The sequence below is a fragment of the Agrobacterium larrymoorei genome, from assembly GCF_005145045.1.
Lineage (GTDB): Bacteria > Pseudomonadota > Alphaproteobacteria > Rhizobiales > Rhizobiaceae > Agrobacterium > Agrobacterium larrymoorei.
Map to the genome: position 1 here is coordinate 394,325 of NZ_CP039692.1, position 19,153 is coordinate 413,477.

General features: G+C 57.8%; 17 protein-coding genes. 8 read left to right on the forward strand and 9 right to left on the reverse strand.

The genetic code is table 11. The features are described from left to right. Positions 1-11 precede the first annotated feature (11 nt). The 7 genes from CFBP5473_RS16125 (at position 12) to dinB (ending at position 8,505) form a co-directional block, all read left to right on the forward strand. The gene (locus CFBP5473_RS16125) at positions 12-878 is read left to right on the forward strand and encodes a MurR/RpiR family transcriptional regulator (protein ID WP_027676311.1); all 867 of its coding nucleotides are present in this window, start codon (positions 12-14) and stop codon (positions 876-878) included. A 4-nt stretch (positions 879-882) separates the two neighbouring features. Beyond that, positions 883-1,665 (forward strand): SDR family oxidoreductase, encoded by a 783-nt coding sequence (locus CFBP5473_RS16130; protein WP_037171346.1) that lies wholly within the window; start codon positions 883-885, stop codon positions 1,663-1,665. Between the two features lie 27 nt (positions 1,666-1,692). Beyond that, positions 1,693-3,615 carry a beta-N-acetylhexosaminidase gene (locus CFBP5473_RS16135; protein ID WP_027676309.1) on the forward strand — a complete coding sequence of 641 codons (1,923 nt, stop codon included), beginning with the start codon at positions 1,693-1,695 and terminating at the stop codon, positions 3,613-3,615. Between the two features lie 18 nt (positions 3,616-3,633). Next, positions 3,634-5,082: a M81 family metallopeptidase gene (locus tag CFBP5473_RS16140; RefSeq protein ID WP_027676308.1), complete on the forward strand. Its 1,449-nt coding sequence runs from the start codon at positions 3,634-3,636 to the stop codon at positions 5,080-5,082. Between the two features lie 98 nt (positions 5,083-5,180). Next, a complete protein-coding gene (locus tag CFBP5473_RS16145; protein WP_027676307.1) occupies positions 5,181-6,422 on the forward strand; it encodes an MFS transporter in 1,242 nt (413 codons plus the stop codon). Continuing rightward, on the forward strand, positions 6,415-7,146 hold the full coding sequence (locus CFBP5473_RS16150; protein WP_037171344.1) for a copper homeostasis protein CutC: 732 nt from the start codon (positions 6,415-6,417) through the stop codon (positions 7,144-7,146). The genes CFBP5473_RS16145 and CFBP5473_RS16150 overlap by 8 nt, the downstream gene beginning before the upstream one ends. Positions 7,147-7,401: 255 nt before the next feature. Beyond that, positions 7,402-8,505, forward strand: a complete 1,104-nt coding sequence (dinB, locus tag CFBP5473_RS16155; RefSeq protein ID WP_027676305.1) for a DNA polymerase IV — start codon at positions 7,402-7,404, stop codon at positions 8,503-8,505. A 12-nt stretch (positions 8,506-8,517) separates the two neighbouring features. Here the strand turns inward: dinB and CFBP5473_RS16160 are convergent, their stop codons facing one another. Beyond that, positions 8,518-9,204 (reverse strand): alpha/beta fold hydrolase, encoded by a 687-nt coding sequence (locus tag CFBP5473_RS16160; protein ID WP_234881841.1) that lies wholly within the window; start codon positions 9,202-9,204, stop codon positions 8,518-8,520. Between the two features lie 164 nt (positions 9,205-9,368). Then, positions 9,369-9,659 carry a DUF1330 domain-containing protein gene (locus tag CFBP5473_RS16165; protein ID WP_027676303.1) on the reverse strand — a complete coding sequence of 97 codons (291 nt, stop codon included), beginning with the start codon at positions 9,657-9,659 and terminating at the stop codon, positions 9,369-9,371. Between the two features lie 112 nt (positions 9,660-9,771). Between CFBP5473_RS16165 and CFBP5473_RS16170 the strand changes: the two genes are divergently transcribed. Continuing rightward, positions 9,772-10,371, forward strand: coding sequence for a TetR/AcrR family transcriptional regulator (locus tag CFBP5473_RS16170; RefSeq protein ID WP_027676302.1), 600 nt, complete (start codon positions 9,772-9,774; stop codon positions 10,369-10,371). Between the two features lie 13 nt (positions 10,372-10,384). Here the strand turns inward: CFBP5473_RS16170 and CFBP5473_RS16175 are convergent, their stop codons facing one another. The 7 genes from CFBP5473_RS16175 to CFBP5473_RS16205 all read right to left on the reverse strand — a co-directional run bounded on the left by CFBP5473_RS16175 (position 10,385) and on the right by CFBP5473_RS16205 (position 19,133). After that, positions 10,385-12,730, reverse strand: coding sequence for a diguanylate cyclase (locus tag CFBP5473_RS16175; RefSeq protein WP_027676301.1), 2,346 nt, complete (start codon positions 12,728-12,730; stop codon positions 10,385-10,387). 179 nt (positions 12,731-12,909) lie between these two features. After that, on the reverse strand, positions 12,910-14,091 hold the full coding sequence (locus tag CFBP5473_RS16180) for a YeeE/YedE family protein (protein ID WP_027676300.1): 1,182 nt from the start codon (positions 14,089-14,091) through the stop codon (positions 12,910-12,912). A gap of 71 nt (positions 14,092-14,162) precedes the next feature. Beyond that, the gene (locus tag CFBP5473_RS16185) at positions 14,163-15,074 is read right to left on the reverse strand and encodes a sulfurtransferase (protein WP_413228980.1); all 912 of its coding nucleotides are present in this window, start codon (positions 15,072-15,074) and stop codon (positions 14,163-14,165) included. 367 nt (positions 15,075-15,441) lie between these two features. Next, a complete protein-coding gene (locus CFBP5473_RS16190) occupies positions 15,442-16,458 on the reverse strand; it encodes an LLM class flavin-dependent oxidoreductase (RefSeq protein ID WP_027676298.1) in 1,017 nt (338 codons plus the stop codon). 37 nt (positions 16,459-16,495) lie between these two features. Continuing rightward, the gene (locus CFBP5473_RS16195) at positions 16,496-17,122 is read right to left on the reverse strand and encodes a GNAT family N-acetyltransferase (protein WP_027676297.1); all 627 of its coding nucleotides are present in this window, start codon (positions 17,120-17,122) and stop codon (positions 16,496-16,498) included. A 49-nt stretch (positions 17,123-17,171) separates the two neighbouring features. Further along, on the reverse strand, positions 17,172-18,065 hold the full coding sequence (locus tag CFBP5473_RS16200; RefSeq protein ID WP_169824030.1) for an ABC transporter substrate-binding protein: 894 nt from the start codon (positions 18,063-18,065) through the stop codon (positions 17,172-17,174). A gap of 126 nt (positions 18,066-18,191) precedes the next feature. After that, positions 18,192-19,133 (reverse strand): ABC transporter substrate-binding protein, encoded by a 942-nt coding sequence (locus CFBP5473_RS16205; protein WP_027676295.1) that lies wholly within the window; start codon positions 19,131-19,133, stop codon positions 18,192-18,194. Positions 19,134-19,153: the final 20 nt, after the last annotated feature.

The window sequence follows — 19,153 nt, forward strand, 5'->3', positions numbered from 1 at the left end:
GCGTCTGGCTGATGGACATTTTCGCCACCATTCAGGATGAAAGAGCGCAGTTTTCACCATCGGAACAGCGCATTGCCGATATTTTGTTGAATGAATTCGACTTTGCCGTCGGCGCTTCGATCATCGATCTGGCGGAAAAGGCTGACGTATCCCCACCCACCGTCACCCGTTTTTGCCGCAGGCTTGGCTGTCAGAATTTCGCGGATTTCAAGGTGAGGCTGGCAAAGACCGCCTTTGTCGGCGTGCGTTACCTCAACCCCGAGGCAAAAAGCACTGCGCCCGCCGATGTGGCGGAAGACATCATCACCAAGGCTCAAAACGCCCTTTTCATGGTTCACCGCGCGCTGGATCCGGACGCCATCGACGAGGTGGCCGAGCAGATTGCCAATGCGCAGATGGTCTATGCCTTCGGCTCCGGTGGCAACTCGTCCATGGTGGCGACGGAGTTGCAGAACCGGCTGTTCCGCCTCGGCACGCGCATCACGGCCAGCAATGATCACAACATGCAACTGATGCTGACGGCATCCGCCCAGACAGGAGATGTGATCATCGGCTCATCTTTCTCCGGTCGCAATCAGGAACTGATGCGCGCTTTCAGGCTCGCGAAAGAGGCAGGCATCCCGACGATTGCGCTCACGCAATCCAAGAGCCCTGTGGCAAAGCTTGCCGATTTCGTGATCGGCATCGATCTGCCGGAAGGCGACAATATCTACCGCCCGACCTCGACGCGCTTCGCCTATCTTGCCGTGATCGACGTGATTGCCAGTCTGGTTGCTTACCAGAACCGCAAGCTTTCCACCGTCACCCTGCGGCAGATCAAGCAGCAGCTGGTGGAGCATCGCGATGGCGGCGACGACCGCCAGATCCTCGGAGATTGATCCAATGAGCGACTATCGCAGCATCGCAGTCGTTACCGGTGCCGCAGGCGATATCGGTCGCGCGCTCGCTGTGCGTATGGCCGACAGCCACGACCTAATCGCACTTGTCGATGTGGATGAAGAGGCGCTGAACAATGCAATCGCAACGCTCGGCGGCGCGGGTCGCTTTATCGGGATCGTAACAGATGTGACCGATGCGCAGAGCGTGGCTTCCATGGCTCGGAAGCTCGAAGCAAAAGGCAGGGTCAAGACCCTCGTCAACAATGCGGGCGCTGCGCGCGCGGTCTCCCTTCACGATACGACACCGGACATCTGGAAAATGGATGCGAGCCTCAATCTGGAGGCGGCCTTCCTCACCTTCCGCGCGGTGGAGGATTCGCTGAGAGAAACGCAGGGGTCAGTGGTCAATATTGCGTCGGTAAACGGCATGGCAGTGTTCGGGCACCCGGCCTACAGCGCAGCCAAGGCCGGGCTGATCCACCTGACGAAGCTGATTGCCGTGGAATATGGAAAATTCGGCATCCGCGCCAACGCCGTGGCACCGGGTACGGTGCGCACGCAGGCCTGGGAAGCGAGGGCGAAAGCCAATCCTCAGGTGTTCGAAGAGGTCAAGCGCTGGTACGCGCTTCGCCGCATCGCGACCGCTGAAGATGTGGCCAATGCGGTCCATTTTCTCAGCAGCGATCAAGCTGCGGCCATAACGGGCGTCTGCCTCCCTGTCGATTGCGGGCTGACTGCGGTGCAAGCGGAACTCGCCCACACCTTCTCCCAATCCGATCATTATTGAGACCAGCCAGATAAAGAGGGAACGACGATGAGCAAGACCGGCTTCCGCCTTGAAAATGCATGGCACCCGATTGAGGGAGATCCATCCGGCGGCTTCATCTTCAGCCTCGTCAACCTCACGGATAAGCCGCTCAGGGATTTCAAGCTGGCCTACACCGCACTCACCCGTGTCATGGATAATCCGGCCTGCGAGAACGCCACCTTCCTTCGCCGCAATGCCAATTTCCATCAATATGCGCCGCCAGCCGGTTTTGCGCTGGAACCCGGAGCCACATGGCGCTTCACCGTGCGCGGTCTATGGCGGCCTGCAAAACACCGCACCGACGGGGCAAAATCCGCCTATCTGACCTTCGCCGATGGCAGCCATCACACAATCGATGTTGCCGACCTGATGTCGCAGGGCCGCACGAGCGAAGCACAGAAGCCGCTTCTACCGGAAGGGCGCGTAACGGAGCCGTTCGCTCTTTTGCCCTGGCCAAAGCAGGCGGATTTGCAGGCGGGCGAGACCGTGCCCGTCGTGCTTTACCCCGCCGATGGCAGTACGCTTGCCGATATCGAAGCGGTCGATAACGTTCTCCAGCTCCATCGTCGCCTGTTCTCTAACGCCCATCAGCCCTTCTCGCTCGTCGCTGTGGAGCAAGGACAGTCCGTGCGGTTCGAGCATAAATCAGCTCTGGCCGCTGAAGCCTATGAACTTCAATTCTCGAGCCAAGAAATTACTCTTGCTTATGGCGGAGCCGCAGGTCGTCAGTATGCTTTGACCGCGCTGGCACAACTTCATGATGGCGCGCGCAGAAACGCCGCAATGTTCCGCTTCCCCGCTTCGGGCACGATCAAGGACGAACCCCGCTACGGCTGGCGCGGTTGCCATCTCGATGTCTCACGTCAGTTCTATCCGACTGGCGACGTACTGCGGCTCATCGACATTCTGGCCTGGTACAAGATGAATGTGTTCCATTGGCACCTGACCGATGATGAGGCGTGGCGCATGGAAATCCGCGCCTATCCGCAACTCACCACCGTTGGCGTCAAGCGCGGCCCCGATGAACCCATGCTGCCGCAGCTTGGCAATGCTGCGGAGCCGGTGGAAGGCTTCTACACGCAGGCAGATATTGCCGAAATCGTGGCGCACGCAGCGGATCTGAACATCGAAGTCGTGCCCGAGATCGACATTCCCGGCCACAGCACCGCAATTCTCGCAGCTCTGCCGGAACTGACGGATGGACAGGAAGCACCGGATAGCTATCGGTCTGTGCAGGGTTATCCCAACAACGCGCTCAACCCGGCCATCGAAGAAACCTACACCTTCCTCGGAAGGGTGTTTGACGAGATGGTCGAGCTTTTCCCCTCCAAACTCATCCATATCGGCGGAGATGAAGTTGCCGACAACACGTGGATGGCCTCTCCGCTGGCGCGCAAGCTGATGGATGAGAAGGGGCTGGACGGCACATTCGGTCTCCAGAGCCACTTCATGAAACGCATCCAGACCATGCTTGCGGAGCGCGGGCGCAGCCTTGCAGGCTGGGATGAAGTTTCCCACGGCGGCGGTGTCGATCCTGACGGAACGCTGTTGATGGCCTGGCGCGCACCGGAAGTCGGCGTGGAACTGGCCCAGCAGGGATATGATGTGGTGATGACACCCGGACAGGCCTATTATCTGGACATGGTTCAGGACGAGGCCTGGCAGGAACCCGGCGCAAGCTGGGCCGGCACCGTTCCTCCGCACCATACCTACACCTACGAGGCCGTGGGGGAGTTTCCCGAGGAATTGAAGCCGCGCCTTCGCGGTGTGCAGGCCTGCATCTGGTCCGAGCATTTCCTGAACCGCGATTACTTCAACCGCCTCGTCTTCCCACGCCTGCCCGCCGTTGCCGAAGCGGCATGGACCCCGCGCGAAAAGAAGGACTGGCTTCGTTTCTCGGCGCTCGCGCCCCTCAGCCCGAAGCTTTGACGCGGAAAGGTACAGACCATGGCTTTTCGCATTGCTGTTGGCGGCATCCACACGGAATGCTCCACCTCTTCTCCGGTTCTGATGCGACCGGAAGACTTCCGGGTTTTGCGGGAGGGCGACCTTCTTAGCGCAGACTATTTCAGCGTCCTGCCCACAGAAGGTGTTGCGCTGCATCCCCTTCTTCACGCCCGTGCCGTTCCCGGCGGGCCTTTGGCGCGAGGCACATATGACGGCTTCAAGCGTGAATTCCTCGACCGGTTACAGGCCGCGCTCCCGCTGGATGGGCTTTACCTCGCCATGCATGGCGCGATGAATGTGGAGGGAATGGACGATGCGGAAGGCGACTGGATCGCGTCTGCACGGGCGGTGATCGGCCCCGATGTGCCGCTTGCCGTCAGCTATGATCTGCATGGCAACGTCACCCAAAAGATCGTGGATCAGATCGATATTTTCGCAGCCTATCGCACCGCGCCCCATATCGATGTGCGGGAAACGATGGTCCGCGCATGGTCGATGCTGATCGAGACTTTGAAGACTGGACTAAAGCCGGGCGTTGTATGGGCACCCGTCCCCGTTCTTCTGCCGGGCGAAAGAACGTCCACCGAGGATGAACCGGCAAAATCGCTCTATTCGGCCCTTCCCCGGCATGATGAGCTCGACGGCATATTGGACGCCAACCTGATGGTCGGCTATGTATGGGCGGACGAGCCGCGCGCAACGGCCTGCGCCGTCGTCACCGGCACCGATCCAGAGACAGCGAAACGGGCCGCAGAAGAGATTGCGCGCTCCTATTGGAATGCCCGACACGACTTCCATTTCGGTCCCGTGACCGGTGATCTGGAAGCGATGCTGGACATTACCGAACAATCCGAAACGCACCCGGTCATTCTGGCGGATTCAGGCGACAATCCGACAGGTGGCGGTGTCGGTGATCGCGCCGATGTGCTGAAGGCCCTTATCCTGCGCGGTTTCGAGGGGGCCGTGATTGGCGGCATTACCGACTTGCCTGCCGTAGACGCCTGCTTTTCTGCCGGTGTCGGCGCAACGCTGGCTTTGAAAATAGGCGGCTCGCTGGATCCTGCCAGTCCCTTCGTGGAAGTGGCCGCAGAGGTCAGGTCCCTGGACGATCCGGGGCCGAAGGAAGAGCGACAGGCGGTCGTCAGGATCGGCGGTGTAACGCTCATTCTGGCCGCTAGACGACGCCCATACCACAACATAGCCGACTTCACCCGCCACGACATCGAGCCTACCAAAGCAAGGCTGCTGGTGGTTAAGTCCGGCTATCTTTCGCCAGAGCTTCAGCCCATCGCCAACCCCAACCTCATGGCCTTGACCGATGGCGTCATCAATCAGGATATCGAAAAGCTGCCTTCGAAACGCAGACGCCAGCCGACCTTTCCTTTTGTGAGAGAATTCGACTATACGCCATCAGCCAATCTTTCCGCGCGTTGGAAAGAGCGGGATTAGGACTCTGAGACCTGTCTGGCTCCGCCATCGTGAAGCGGGGCCAACTCTACCCTCCCACCCTGCGCGATCCGCAGGCTGACATTCGCTAGTGGACAATCATGCTGTCGGCACTGCCCTTTGTGTTTCGCCATCCTCAATTGCGGCTTTCCGCAATCGGCATCTTTGTCTTCGGCTTCACCGGCGCAGCGACGGCCCCTTATCTTTCCCTGATCGGCATTCGCGAGCTTGGCTTGAGCGACGCGGCCTTTTCCGGGCTCAGCTTCATGGCCGCCCTCGTCAATGTTTCGGCCAGCATCAGCATGGGCATCCTTTCCGATCGTCTGGGCCACCACAAAATACCGATACTCGCCGCCTGCATCTCCGGCATGCTTGGATACGGCGTCGTCTATCTCTTCCCCTCGATATGGACTTTCGCGCTGGCGCTGCTGATCCCGATACCCATCTACGGCGCCTTGAATTCTCTCATCTTTGCCTATGTGCGAGCCAGTTGCGAAGGCATGGCAGCGCGGGATCTGATTGCCGTCAATTCCGCCGTTCGTGCAGCCATTTCGCTTTCTTGGGTCCTGGTGCCGGGTATCGTGGGTTATGCTTTTGCGGGTAGGGCCAGCATGTTGCCCGCCTTTCTGCTGGCAAGCCTTGCCTGCGTTTTCTGCTTCATTCTGTTTGCGAAAAACATGCGCGAGGATAGCCAGTCACGCACCGAAAGGCGCGAGCCAGCTTACGCCTTCCTCGCCTCCATCCGTCATCTCGGTTCCACCGCCATATGGCCTTATGTTCTTGCCATCGCACTCATTTCCTCCACGCTGCACATCAACGGCATCGTGCTGCCGCTGGTCGTCACCGGCAAGGCCGGAGGCCAGGCTGCCGATGTTGGCGCGATTGTGGGGATTGTCGCGCTGCTGGAGATCGTCTTCATCTTCTTCTGGGGCTGGATCGAAACCAAAACCTCGGCAGCCGTCGCCATCGCGGCGAGTGCGCTTCTCTATTGCATCTACATGGTCATGCTCGGTCTGGCGGATAATCCGACCACGGTCTATCTGCTGACCCCGCTATCGGGGCTCGGTGCCGCAGGCATCATCTCGCTTCCCATCACCTATCTGCAAAACCTGATCTCGCGTCGCGCGGGACTTGGGAGCTCGCTGATCGCAGTCAATATCTTTCTCGCCGGAGGCTTGAGCTCACTTCTCTTCTCCCTCGGCACCGCCATCAGCAATTATTCGCACACTGCGATACTGAGCGCCTTTGCCGGATTATGCGGCGTCTCGCTGCTTGGCTTTCTTCACAAGCGCCCGCCTGTTAATGACGGCAAGATGGGAAATGGAGAAGAACATCATGGTTGAGGCAACAGAACGGCTGCTCGAAATCTGCGTGGACGACGCTGCCGGGTTGGACGCAGCCATCAGGGGCGGCGCAGACCGTATCGAACTCTGTTCCGCGCTCGGCATCGGTGGCCTCACGCCGTCACACGGCCTCATGCGCCATGCAGCACAGACTAGCACCATTCCCGTTTACCCGTTGATCCGCCCACGCGCGGGCAGCTTCGATTATAGCGCCGCCGAAGTCGCCATGATGGAAGACGACATTATCCGCGCCCGCGAACTCGGCCTCCCCGGCGTCGTGATCGGCGCCACCAGTGGCGATGGGACATTGGATGAAGCGACCCTGCGGAAGCTGATCGACGCGGCAAAGGGTCTCGACATCAGCCTCCACAGGGCTTTCGACATGGTGAAAGACCCGATGAGGGCACTTGAGACAGCCATCGATCTCGGCATTTCCCGGATCCTCACCTCAGGCTGCGCGAAAAATGTCCGGCTGGGTTTCGAAACGCTCCGGGCGCTGGCAGCGCGTGCTGAAGGGCGCATCTCGATCATGCCAGGCGGTGGCGTGACAATCGATCTCGTCCCCGATCTCCTTGCCCTTCCCGGCATCCACGAAATCCACGCCTCCGGCAGTTCTTCCGTCGAGGAGCAGGCATCTCTGGTCGAATTCGGCTTTGCCACACCCCAGCGCAGGCAGACAGATCAAGACGTGGTGCATAAGCTGAAACAAGCCGTGCTTGTCTAGCTTTTAAGAAAAGGGCGCTCGACCCGACTGGGGAGCGCCCTTTTGGCCCGGACGGCACAAACGCGCGCTGGAGAGAGCGCTGCAGGTGCTATCGATGACGGGTGTGACCGAGATATGTGGCGTGCGGGTGCCTATTTCAAGATGTTGCTGATGTAATCTCGAACGTCGATATCAGGCACGCGACAAGCCATTTCATTCCGGCTGAACATCTGCTATGTTCTTCTTTTGTTTCCGCCCGGATGAACGTTTCCGCCCATGACCTCGCCGCCCGAACCATCGATACGCAAGATAATCCATGTGGATATGGACGCGTTCTATGCTTCGGTCGAGCAGCGGGACGATCCAAGCCTGCGCGGACGTCCGCTGGCCGTCGGAGGTTCGGCAGCGCGCGGCGTCGTGGCGGCGGCAAGCTATGAGGCGCGTGTCTTCGGCGTTCATTCCGCAATGCCATCGGTCACGGCCAAACGCAAATGTCCCGACCTTATTTTCGTGCCGCCGAGATTTGAGGTCTATCGGGCGGTATCGCAGCAAATCCGACAGGTTTTCGAGGACTACACGCCCATCATCGAGCCTCTATCGCTGGACGAAGCCTATCTGGATGTGACGGAAAACCTGAAGGAAATGACTGTCGCCACGGAAATCGCGCTGGAAATCCGAACGAAGATCAAAGCCGTCACCGGACTGAACGCATCCGCCGGGATTTCATATAACAAGTTCCTCGCAAAAATGGCTTCGGACCTGAACAAGCCGAACGGACAGGCCGTCATAACGCCAAAGAACGGCCCAAGCTTCGTTGAGCAGCTCGCCGTGAAGAAGTTTCATGGCGTGGGCCCGGCAACGGCAGAAAAGATGCATCGGCTCGGCATCGAAACCGGTGCGGATCTGAAAGCCCGGTCGCTGCAATATCTGGTGGAACATTTCGGCAAGTCCGGTTCCTATTTTTACAACATTGCGCGCGGCGTCGATGAGCGACGGGTTCAGCCGAACCGCATCCGCAAATCGGTCGGCGCAGAGGATACGTTTTCACAGGATATCGACGATCTCGCACGCGCTTCTGCGGAACTGGTGCCGCTGGCGGAAAAGGTGTGGAATTACTGCCAGGGCAAGGGGATCGGCGGCAAGACCTTGACCGTGAAGATCAAATATTCCGACTTCACCCAGATGACGCGCAGCAGAACAGGAAACCTGCCCTACCACAGCGTGCCCCACATGCTCGAAGCCGCCGAAGCGCTACTCGCCAGCGTCCACCCGTTCAAGCGGCCCATAAGACTGCTCGGGATTACGCTGTCATCGCTGGATAATAGCGCAGACAGCGACACCCCTGACGAGCCGCAGCTCGGCCTGAATTTCCAAAACTAAATTTCCCACTCGTCACTCATCAGAAAGCGTTTCAGCAGCGCTCGCGATAAAATCTGCGACATCCTCAGGATGCGAAATCATCGACATGTGGCTGGATTGAATTGCTCTTGTGGTCGCCCCGATATGTTTCGCGATTGCCTGCTGAACATGCACCGGCAGGGCTCCGTCTTTTTCCGTTACCAGATACCAGGATGGCTTTGCCTCCCACGCGGCTTTTGAGCCAATCTTTTCCGCGAAGGACTTGGCGGCCATGGGCTGTTGCGTGGCGGTCAGAAGGGCCACGCGTGGAGGCGAAACATCAGCGGCCATAACCTTCGAATAGGCCTCCGGGTCATCCAGCCAGACATGTCCGTTCCGGTCCGGTGCAAGCCCTTCCATCGAGGCTTTTTGCCGGATTAGCAAATCCGCGACAGACTCGCCCGCATCGGGAACGAGCGCCGACAGATATACGAGACCCCTGACATTCCCAAAGTTCCCGGCTTCCGTGATGACAGCTCCCGCCCATGAGTGACCCACAAGAAGAACACCTCCCTGCTGCCTCTGAAGAACATGGCGGGTGGCCTCGACGTCGTTTGCCAAAGACGTCAGCGGATTTTGAACCGCCGTGACATGATAACCCTTGGCTTGAAGCAGCGGGATGACGTCCTGCCAGCTCGACCCATCCGTGAAGGCACCATGTACAAGAACGATATTTCGCACGCCGCGAGGTTCCGCTGCATGGCTTTCGTCAGAAAAAACTATGCTTACGAGCAGCATGGCAAATACGATTAATCCTCTCAAAAGGTGCCTTCCGACAGATTGATGGATAGGCGCGAGAGATGTGCAGGTCGCATTCGCCATTGTGCAATGTCCTCGAATGGAGATCAGCCGGCAACGTCGTAAAGTTTGAAGCTCATATCGGCGGCCTCTTCCCGTAGTGGAATGATGGCCTGATATTCTGCTGAACCGTACCAGCGTCGTGCTGCATCGGCGCTTTCGAAACGAATGACACCGAGGCCATGCGGCGTTGCGGTGCCACCGAGCGCTTCAACGAACTTGCCACGATGAACAAATTCACCGCCAAAACTTGCAAGAGTAGAGGCCGCTGCAGCCGAATATTGAGCCAGTTTTTCAGGGGACTTCGGTCGGGCTTCTACGACAACAAGTGCTACCATTTCAGGTCTCCTATGGACACGCGTTCATTTTGAACACATATGTACATATAGGTGGGCAATAGTTTTGTCCATATATGTATAAAATAAAATTGAGGCTGTCATGGCGCGACCTATGAAGTTCGACAGAGATGAAGCGATAGATGTCGCAACCGAAGCCATTCGAAGCGAAGGCTATGAGCAGGCATCGGTGAAGGCGCTGTCAGAAAAGCTCGGCATCACACGCTCCAGCTTTTACAACACCTTCGGATCGCGAGAGGCACTATTTGAAGAAGTCATCAGGCGTTATGCTCCTACCGCGCCGGATGCGCCGCTTTACGAGGAGATCAACGGGCCGATCCTCCCGCTTTTGGAACGGGTTCTAAGGCGAATATGCCATATACGCAGCAGCGACCCTGGCGGGCACGGCTGCATCATCGTCAACTCCATTTGCGAAATGTGCCCCTCGACGGAAGATCCCGCTGTCATGCTCATGGATATGGCCGCAGGCTCCTCGAAGCGGCTTGAAGAACTGCTTGTCATCGCTCAGACCAACAAGGAAATTCCTGCCGATGCCAACCCACGAGCACTGGCGCTCGCTCTTCAGAACCTGATGATCGGCCTGAATGTTCTGTCCAAGGTCGTCCGGTCCCAGGATGACCTGTGGCTATTGACGGAAACGACACTCAAAGGGCTGGGGCTGGCCGCGCCCTCATCATCTTCCACCAAAATGTAATGGATTGGAGACCTCAGGTCAGTTCCTTTACCACCAGTTTAGAAAGGTCGGCGAGTATCTTTCGCTGGCCATCAGTCGCCTGATCGTGCGGTTTGAAATCCGCTACGCAGACCGTGCCAACCACAAGGCCGCTATCCGGATCTACGATTGGAGCACCGGCGTAAAAGCGAAGTGCCGTCGGGCCTTGCACCAGCGGATTGGACTGGAAGCGGAGATCCGCGCGCGTGTCGCTGACGAACATCGGCTCCGTTCCGGCTATCGTGTAGCCGCAAAAGGCAATGTCGCGTGCAACGGTTTCAGCCTCTATGCCGTGACGTCCGACAAGGGCCAGATCCTTATCACCGGCGAGCGTGACGAAGCCGATTGGGGTACCGAGAAGTTCAGCTGCACCGCGCGCGATGACGTTGAGGTTCTCCTTCGGCTTTTCCGCAAACCTCTGCCTATACGCCTCAACGGCCTCCAGCCGTTGTTCCTCAGCGAAAATGACGGGCAGGCCACTGGTGAACTCTGCCGCATTCGACGCCAGCACCTTGTTGCGCCCCGTGCGTTTGGCTTCATAAAGAAGTCGGTCAGCCTCGGCGATCAGCGTCTTGACGTCGTGGATACCATCGCTTCCTGCGGAACTGCAGCCTGCGCTGATTGTCACGTGGCCGAAACTGCTGGCGGAATGCTCGATCCCCAGTTCTGCGACTGCGGCCCTTATACGCTCACCCAGGGCGAAAGCCTCTGCCTCACCGGCGCCCGGCATGATGACGGCGATTTCTTCTCCGCCATAACGGGCGCAGACATCGCTGCGCCGCGCGCTGCTGCGAACCGCCTGCGCAACCCGGCGCAGACAATCATCTCCGGCCTGATGTCCATAAGTGTCGTTGAAAAGCTTGAAACGATCCACGTCGATGAGAAGCAGCGAAAGATTTTCGCCGCCCGCATCGGTATTTCCATATTCCTCGGCCAGCACCTCATCGAACTGTCGGCGGTTGGCAAGTCCCGTCAAACCATCCGTGTTGGCGCGCCTTGCAAGCTCGGCATTTGCCTCCTCCAGCTTTGCTTCGGCAACCTTACGGCGGGAAATATCGCGCAGAACGACGATCAGGCTGTCATCTTCGACAACGAAACGATAACGCCCTTCCACCCAGACGTAGTGGCCATCCCGATGCTTCAGCCTGTAGATCGCTTCCACGGGAAAGGTGGAAACGCGCGCATCCTGCGCCACCTGCTGCACGAGCGGCCAATCGCTCGGGTGAATGATGCCACGCGCATTCGTGCCGACAAGTTCCTTCGGCTCCATGCCGAACATGTCACGCGAAGCCGGTGACACGTAGCGGCGTATCAGGTCCCTATCCAGCCGCACGATGACATCCGTCGCATTGTCCGCAAGCAGCCGATATTGCGCTTCGCTTCGGCGCGTCGTTTCCTCTGCGCGGATACGCGCGTTAAAGGCACGCCTGACCGCAACCGCCAGCGCAACCGTGGATGCACTGAGCAATGCAAGAACGACGCCTATCGTAACGGCCTGCTTGCGCCACGTTGCGAAAATCTGATCGTGCGAAAGCGCCACATTGAGGATCAGCGGACGCGGGCCCACATGCATGAAATTATAAAGCCGCATCACGCCATCGATGGCAGCAACGCCGGAAAACGATCCTGACGGTTCAGCCTGAAAACGCTTGATATTTTCAGAGGCGGAAAAATCCCGGCCGATTTGATCCCCAATGTAGGGACTGCGCATGATCAGCACGCCGCTCTGAGAGAACAGGTTGATCGCGTCTCCATCCTTCAGGTTCATGCGTTTGAATAGATCCTGAAAATAGCTGAGCTTCAGCGTGGCAACGACAACACCGCCAAAACTGCCATCGGGCCTATCGATCCGCCTGCTCAAACCCAGAACATCGTCATCACCCGTCAGGCGCCGTTGGAACGGTGCGCTTATATAGAGCCCGGCATTTTCGCTCTTCAACTGCGCTTGAAAGTAGGAGCGATCCGAGAAATTATCGAGCCTTGGCGGCGCCGAGCCCGCATCCCTGACAACGTTACCCGCAGCATCCAGTACCAGAACGCTGGTGAAATAAGGCTCTTTCAGAACCTGATCGAAAAGAAGCGTCTGTTGCAGCGCAGGAGGGAGCGCGGCAAATTCGGGCTGCTCCACCTTCCTGACAATGCTTTCCAGCACGCCATCATAAGCATCCAGCCGACTGTCTATATCCTGTGAAAGCAGGGTAAGCAGGTTTTGAGCACCGGTATTGGCAATCGTCCAGCTATCTTTGCGCAACTGCACGAGCATGATCGCGGATGCACCGCAAAACCCGAGCATGAGAATTGCCACGAACAACCAATAGCGGCCGCGACTGAAAACCTGCATGTGCCCTCCGGTTTACACCTCACTTTTACCTTCCATCCGCACGAAACGGGGAAGGCTTAAGAACTGGCACATTAGCGGACGACCAATAAGGAAGTGTCAATAGTTTCTATCAAGAATTGGAGAGAACCACGGCTGCACGCGGTAGAATTGCCCGGATTTGCCTTGGGCGCGATGAGCCATTACGCCAGTCTGAAGCGACGCTTTACGTAAAGCCCGAAGGCCGCCCCTAAACCGCAGAAAATCAGGAATATCCATCCCGAAAGAGCACCTGCATGAATGCCTGAGAGCAACACACCAACGGTACAGCCGAGGGCCGTCATACCGCCCCAGCCCATCAGCACACCGCCAAGCAAGCGCGATGCAACACCGCTTCTGGATGGCCATGAGGGTCTGAACTGGCCAGCAACAAGCGCCGAAGCAAAGCTTGCGACTATCAATCCGGCAACAAAGACGCCGTTTGGAGAAAGAACCGTTGTTTTGATCGCACTGATCCAGCCGCGCACAGTATCCAGACCCGCTAGAGTTTCAGGCAGCAAAGCACCCGACGTTCCAGCCGTTCTAACGATGCTTCCAAGTTCAGCGGTCACGCCGAGTGGCATGACGCGGAAATAGGCAAAGGCACTGATCGCCGCGACAAGAATGCCGGTAATGACGGGAGGCCAACGATGGACGAAGATTGCCTTGATCGCCTGTTTTAACCTGTCTTCGCTGTTTTGGACGGGCGCGGTATCCCCGCTTTTATCCAGATGAAGAACAGTGGCAATGAGGCCGGACAGGATTGCCAGTGCGAGAAAGAGTGCTGCACCATAGCCGAGATGGTACGGCAGCCAGACAGGCACATCATCGAACACGCTGACCGTATAAAGCGTGTTCCAGCTGAGAAACGCCAGTAGGAAGCCGAAGGCCGCGCCGATGATCGCGACGCTGGATCCGAATGCTCCTTCGCCCAGCCGATAAAAGTGGCCGGAGAGGCACGACCCCGACAATGCGGTACCGATGCCGAAAACGGCAGATGCGAGGGCAAGAACGGGACCGACCGGGCCGATATGCGCATTGGGCGGCAGGCGATCCGGCTGAGGCACCGGCACCCAAGCCATCATGACGATCTGATAAAAGACGACGCCGACAAGCAGCGCGACAAGGATTGCCAGTACACCATCGGAACGCCGGTTCTCCACCAAGTCCCTGAAGTTGCAAAGAAAGCAGAAGCGTCCGCGCTGAAGCACCACGCCGAACGCAGCACCGGCCAGAAGAGAAAAGGAAAGTTGTCTTCCATTGTCCAGCGTCGCCACCCAGTGGCTGGAAGCAACGAGCAGGACGAGAATGACGGCTGACGCCAGCCGAGGATATAGGGCGTTCATCGATGACCGGATTGATGTGGACTGAATGATATTGGCGCGCTTCTCAGCGCGCCAAATTGCCTGCAGCGACTTTACTTACCGGTCCAGACAGTTCCGGTAGGATTGCTGATCGGCACGCCGACCGCATTTCCATATTCCGTCCAGGAGCCATCGTAATTGCGCACATCATAGCCAAGAATTTTCTTCAGAGCGAACCATGTATGGCTCGAGCGCTCGCCGATGCGGCAATAGGTGATGATGGGTGCGGAGCCGTCGATACCCTTTTCAGCATAGATCGCCTTGATTTCCGCCGCCGTTTTGAAAGTCCCATCCTTATTGACGATGGTTCCCCACGGCACATTCACAGCGCCGGGAATGTGGCCTGCGCGCACGGAAAGCTCCTTAACACCATCTGGCGCGAAGATTTTGCCGGAATATTCGTCCGAAGAGCGGATATCGATCAGCTTGACGTTATGCTTGCCTTCTGCGACCGCGACAACATCAACGAAGCGGGCACGAACGGCTGGATCGCGTTCGGCAATCGCGAGCGTCGTCGCCTTTGCATTCGGCACGGAAGTATCCAGCGGCAGACCTTCGGCCTCCCAGATTTTGCGACCACCATCAAGAAGCTTCACGCGGTCGCCAAGTCCGTAGGTTTCGAAAATCCAGGCACCCCAGGCAGCAAACCAGTTGTTGTTATCACCATAAAGAACAATCGTGGTGTCTTCGGCGACGCCAGCCTTTTGCAGCAGCGTCTGGAAGTTTTCCTTGGCCGCAATATCGCGCCGTTCCCGATCCACCAGATCAGTATGCCAATTGAGGTTGGCGGCACCAGGAATATGCCCGCGCTCATAAACGCCAGTATCGACACTGACCTCGAATATCTTGACCTTCGGATTCTCAAGATTGCTCTTCAGCCACTCCGCCGTAACGAGGGCATCCGATGCACTCGCCGTTGCGAAAGATGCGGCGGAAAGGAAGAATCCTGCCAGCCCTGAAGCAATAAACTTTAACTTAGACACGTCCCTACCCCTTGTTGCGTGATGACCAGCAGAAGGTGGCAAAATCGGAGAGAGAAACGAAGAAATCTTATTCTATAATTTTTATGGATTACGGATGCAAAGACCGAAAAACAATCAAAGAGAGAAATTCAGCGTAAAGAGGCTACAAAACCCCCAAATTACATCTTTTGGTATACGGCACTCATCTGAGACTTAGCACAAGCAGGCGGAAACCAGCCTTCCTTACGGCAACGTAGGGCGGCGCGGAAAGTGTTCGTCGGAATGCCTAATACGACCCCCATTCATCGGCCTATGCCGCAACGTTGGAAGGTTCAAGTTAAACTCGCTCCTTTCCACCGGGAGAAGGCCTCTACACGGCCTTCAACTGTCCGGTCGCCGGTAGGCGGATAAAGGCATTGGAGAAATCCCGGATGATCTGCAGATAATCTTCCGCCTGAAATTCATAAGGCAGTTCAAGGCGAAACTCGGAAACGAGAGGGACGACCGGATCATTGGCCAGCGCTTCGAGGATTTCGTCGGTCGTGCCGATGATATCGGGCAGGAACAATGTCCGTCTCGGTCCATGGGCCTGGCCGGTGCGTTTGTTTCGCTCTTCGACAAACTCGCGGTATCGACGGCGTGTAGCAGCGCTGGCGCTGTCGGTAGGCAGAATGACGCGGCCAAGCGCTACACGGGCGGGGCGTATGTGGGACCATGATGACCTGAAGCGGTCGATCAGCGCCGCTTGTGCTGTGTGAAAATCGTCAGTGCCCTCGCCGCTGATGATGTTTCCGGTCAGAAGATTGAAGCCTGCCTGCCCGGCCCATTTCGCCGAGCTCTGGGAACCGCCGCCATACCACAGTCTCTCCGTCAATCCTTCTGCGCGCGGGCGCAGACGAGGCTGCTGGTTTCCGGCAGCATTTCCGGCCTCCGCCTCGTTGGATAGAGGGTTTGACCGTAAGGCTTCGGCGAGTTTTTCCGCCCGCTTGTGACTGTAATCAGCGTCTTCCGCCCTGTCGGTGAACTGCGATATGAGATGCGCAAATGGCGGGGCGCCAACGGATACGCCGACGTTCAGGCGCCCGCGCGAAAGAACGTCTACGGTTGCCAGGTCTTCCGCGAGCCGGAACGGGTTTTCGTAGCCGAGCTGAATGACCGCCGTTCCCAAACCAATAGTCCTGGTGCGCTGCGAGGCAGCGGCGAGAAATGTGGCAGCGGATGAAACCCCACGCTCCAGATGCCGCTGGCGTACCAGTGCAGTATGATAGCCGAGTGCCTCTCCCTGTTCGAAAAGGCCAAGCGTCTCTTCCAGCCCCTTGGCCGGATCATCATCCATGTAATTACCCGGAACGAGGAAGGAAAAATTCTTGATATGCGAGAGCGACATGGCGTCCTCCAATTTGCCTGAATTGGGAATGAGACGGCTATGCCGCGGTCTGGGAATAGCGATTGAAGCGAGACAATATCTTTGCCTCCTGCTCCGCCTTGATCAAACGGACGCGCTCTGTCGCTTCCTCGAAGGACGTTGCTGGCAAATATGCCTTCGTTTCGACGCTATGACCACGGGCTGCGCCGATGCCTTTTTCGAAAGGCAGCGAGCGATAAAGCTGCGGATCGGCATCCAGATCGAAGAGAGGGCGATATCCGAGCGACAGATAAAGGCCAACCGCCTCCGGCTGGCGGAAGCCGGTGGTGAGATAGGCGCGGGTGTAACCAAGCTCTGCCGCGCTTTCCTCGAGAGCCACCATAATGCGCCGGGCGAGCCCTTGCCGCCTTAGCTCCGGGTGGCTCCAGACCCGCTTGATTTCCACCGTCTCATCATCATGGCTCATAAAGGCGCCACCGGCGATGGTTTCGCCATTGCGTTGAAGCAGAAGGAAATCGCCGAGCGGTGGCGCAAACAGGTCAACCGGATAACGCTCCAGTTCCGAGCGTGCACCGCCCGGCCTGTTTTCCACGCCGTAGCGCCCGTCATATTCACGGATCAGCCCTTCGACCAAAGCTTGTGCAGCGGGCGCGTTCGGAGCCGAACGAATAACGATCTCTACCATCAGACCATCCTCAATTGACAGAATTGGATTTGCCGTCGCCTCGGCGTTCTCAGCTTTTGGGCAGACCCGGCGGATTGGTGCGGGATTCCGGTAGCGCCTCTTCGGAAAGCTGCCAGCGCGCCAATATCCTTGCATAGGCACCGCTTTTGATGAGGTTATTGGTGGCAAGCGTCAGCGCGTCCGCAAGGCCGGAGCCCTTACGGGTGGTGATCGCCACATCCGAACGTTCCGGCCAGCCCGCAGCCAGCGTGCCGACCCGCTTGATATTCTTGTCTCGTGCGGCAATGAAGACCAGCTGTGCGTGTGGTTGGACGATGACGTCCGCACGGCCTGCGGCCAACGCGACAAGGCTCGTTGCCTCGTCATCGTAATATTGAAGCTCCAGCGGCTTCAGTCCGGCAGCAACATTTTGATCGTTCCATTTCAGGAGAATACGTTCCTGATTGGTGCTGGCACCCACGATGATCCGCAGACCGGCAGCGTCTTTCGGCTCATTAATGGCGGTGATGCCGCTATCCGACCTCACGAAAAAGCCGTGCAGCCCTTGCCTGTAAGTCGAGAAATCGAACTTTTCCTTGCGCAACTCCGTCACGCCGACATTGGATATAACCGCGTCGTATTTGCCGGAGGTCAGTCCCAACGGCCAATCGGCCCAGGCCACGGGCACCAGTTCCAGTTCGAGCCCGAGGCTCTCGGCTATGGCCGAAGCGTAATCCAGGTCCGCACCCACCACGGTTCTGGCGTCGGTCGCATAGGTTGCCAAAGGCGGGCCGCCGGGCGCGACGGCGACCGTAAACTTTCCCGCGGTTACGAACTTGAAATCCTTCGGTACCGCAGCGATGGCCGCATTATCACGCTCCACGTGAATACGTCCGCTTTGGGCGGGTGAAAGGTCAAACGCATCATCCGCCGAGAATGCAATACTGGCACTTGCAGATGCCATCACGATGGAGGCAAAGACTGAAAGGAAATTGACTTTGACGAACATGAGCTATTTCCGCCGTTGGATGTGAAGAAGCAGCGCAGGCGGGAGGAGCCCGCGCTGCTGGCTGAGGAGACGAGCTTCAACTCAGCTTTTTGGCAGGCCCGGCGGGTTGGTGCGGGATTCCGTGATACCCTCAGAAGCAAGGTTCCATCTGGCCAGAACCTTGCCATATGTGCCATTCTTGATCTGCGCGTTCAGCGCGGCGGTTACCGCATCGGCGAGCCCGGAACCCTTTTTCGTTGCAACGGCAATTTCCGCTGCTTCCGGCCAGCCGCCTGAAAATGTGCCAGCAAGCTTTGTTTTCTTGACGGTCGCAGCCTCATAGGCGGCTGTTGCATTCGGGCCGAGATATGCATCCGCACGACCAGATTGCAGCGCGACGTTAAGCGCGCCCTGATCGTCATAATACTGGATTTCGGTATCGGCCAAGCCCTTGGCCTTGTTCTGCTCGATCCATTTCAGCAGGATTTGCTCCTGATTGGTGGCAGCGCCAACGATCACCTTCAAACCTGCTACATCTTCGGGCTTGGAGACCTTTTCCAGCTTGCTGTTGTTGCTGGCAACATAGATACCCAGCAGGTCGTTGCGGTAGCTTGAGAAATCGAATTTCTCCTTGCGGGCCTCGGTCACGGTAACGTTGGAAATCACCGCGTCGTATTTGCCCGAAGCTAGACCAAGCGGCCAGTCCGCCCAGGCAATGGGAACGAGCTGGAGTTCAAGCCCAAGACTGTCTGCAACGATCTGCGCAAAGTCCGGCTCGACGCCGATGGCTGTCTTCGCATCGCTGGCATAATCCACCAATGGCAGTTTGAACGGCACCGTCGCGACGGTCAGCTTACCCTTGGTTATGAATTTGTAATCGGCGGGAATGAGCTTTGCTGCCGCCTCCACCTTCTCCGCCCGGGGCCGGTCCTTCTGCTCTGGGGAGATATCCGCCTCTTGTGCGTGCGCCAGCGGGGCGAGCGTGAGCGCAGCCGTCAACAGACCGCCGCCGATGACCGACAGCAATTTCGTTCTGGAATTCATAATGAGGGTTCCTTTGTTTG

What these genes read in the sequence shown, in the direction of transcription:
- CFBP5473_RS16125 (WP_027676311.1), top strand. Translation starts at nt 12, where the DNA reads ATGGACATTTTCGCCACCATTCAGGATGAAAGAGCGCAGTTTTCACCA.
- CFBP5473_RS16130 (WP_037171346.1), top strand. Translation starts at nt 883, where the DNA reads ATGAGCGACTATCGCAGCATCGCAGTCGTTACCGGTGCCGCAGGCGAT.
- CFBP5473_RS16135 (WP_027676309.1), top strand. Translation starts at nt 1,693, where the DNA reads ATGAGCAAGACCGGCTTCCGCCTTGAAAATGCATGGCACCCGATTGAG.
- CFBP5473_RS16140 (WP_027676308.1), top strand. Translation starts at nt 3,634, where the DNA reads ATGGCTTTTCGCATTGCTGTTGGCGGCATCCACACGGAATGCTCCACC.
- CFBP5473_RS16145 (WP_027676307.1), top strand. Translation starts at nt 5,181, where the DNA reads ATGCTGTCGGCACTGCCCTTTGTGTTTCGCCATCCTCAATTGCGGCTT.
- CFBP5473_RS16150 (WP_037171344.1), top strand. Translation starts at nt 6,415, where the DNA reads ATGGTTGAGGCAACAGAACGGCTGCTCGAAATCTGCGTGGACGACGCT.
- dinB (WP_027676305.1), top strand. Translation starts at nt 7,402, where the DNA reads ATGACCTCGCCGCCCGAACCATCGATACGCAAGATAATCCATGTGGAT.
- CFBP5473_RS16165 (WP_027676303.1), bottom strand. Translation starts at nt 9,659, where the DNA reads ATGGTAGCACTTGTTGTCGTAGAAGCCCGACCGAAGTCCCCTGAAAAA.
- CFBP5473_RS16170 (WP_027676302.1), top strand. Translation starts at nt 9,772, where the DNA reads ATGAAGTTCGACAGAGATGAAGCGATAGATGTCGCAACCGAAGCCATT.
- CFBP5473_RS16175 (WP_027676301.1), bottom strand. Translation starts at nt 12,730, where the DNA reads ATGCAGGTTTTCAGTCGCGGCCGCTATTGGTTGTTCGTGGCAATTCTC.
- CFBP5473_RS16180 (WP_027676300.1), bottom strand. Translation starts at nt 14,091, where the DNA reads ATGAACGCCCTATATCCTCGGCTGGCGTCAGCCGTCATTCTCGTCCTG.
- CFBP5473_RS16190 (WP_027676298.1), bottom strand. Translation starts at nt 16,458, where the DNA reads ATGTCGCTCTCGCATATCAAGAATTTTTCCTTCCTCGTTCCGGGTAAT.
- CFBP5473_RS16195 (WP_027676297.1), bottom strand. Translation starts at nt 17,122, where the DNA reads ATGGTAGAGATCGTTATTCGTTCGGCTCCGAACGCGCCCGCTGCACAA.
- CFBP5473_RS16200 (WP_169824030.1), bottom strand. Translation starts at nt 18,065, where the DNA reads ATGGCATCTGCAAGTGCCAGTATTGCATTCTCGGCGGATGATGCGTTT.
- CFBP5473_RS16205 (WP_027676295.1), bottom strand. Translation starts at nt 19,133, where the DNA reads ATGAATTCCAGAACGAAATTGCTGTCGGTCATCGGCGGCGGTCTGTTG.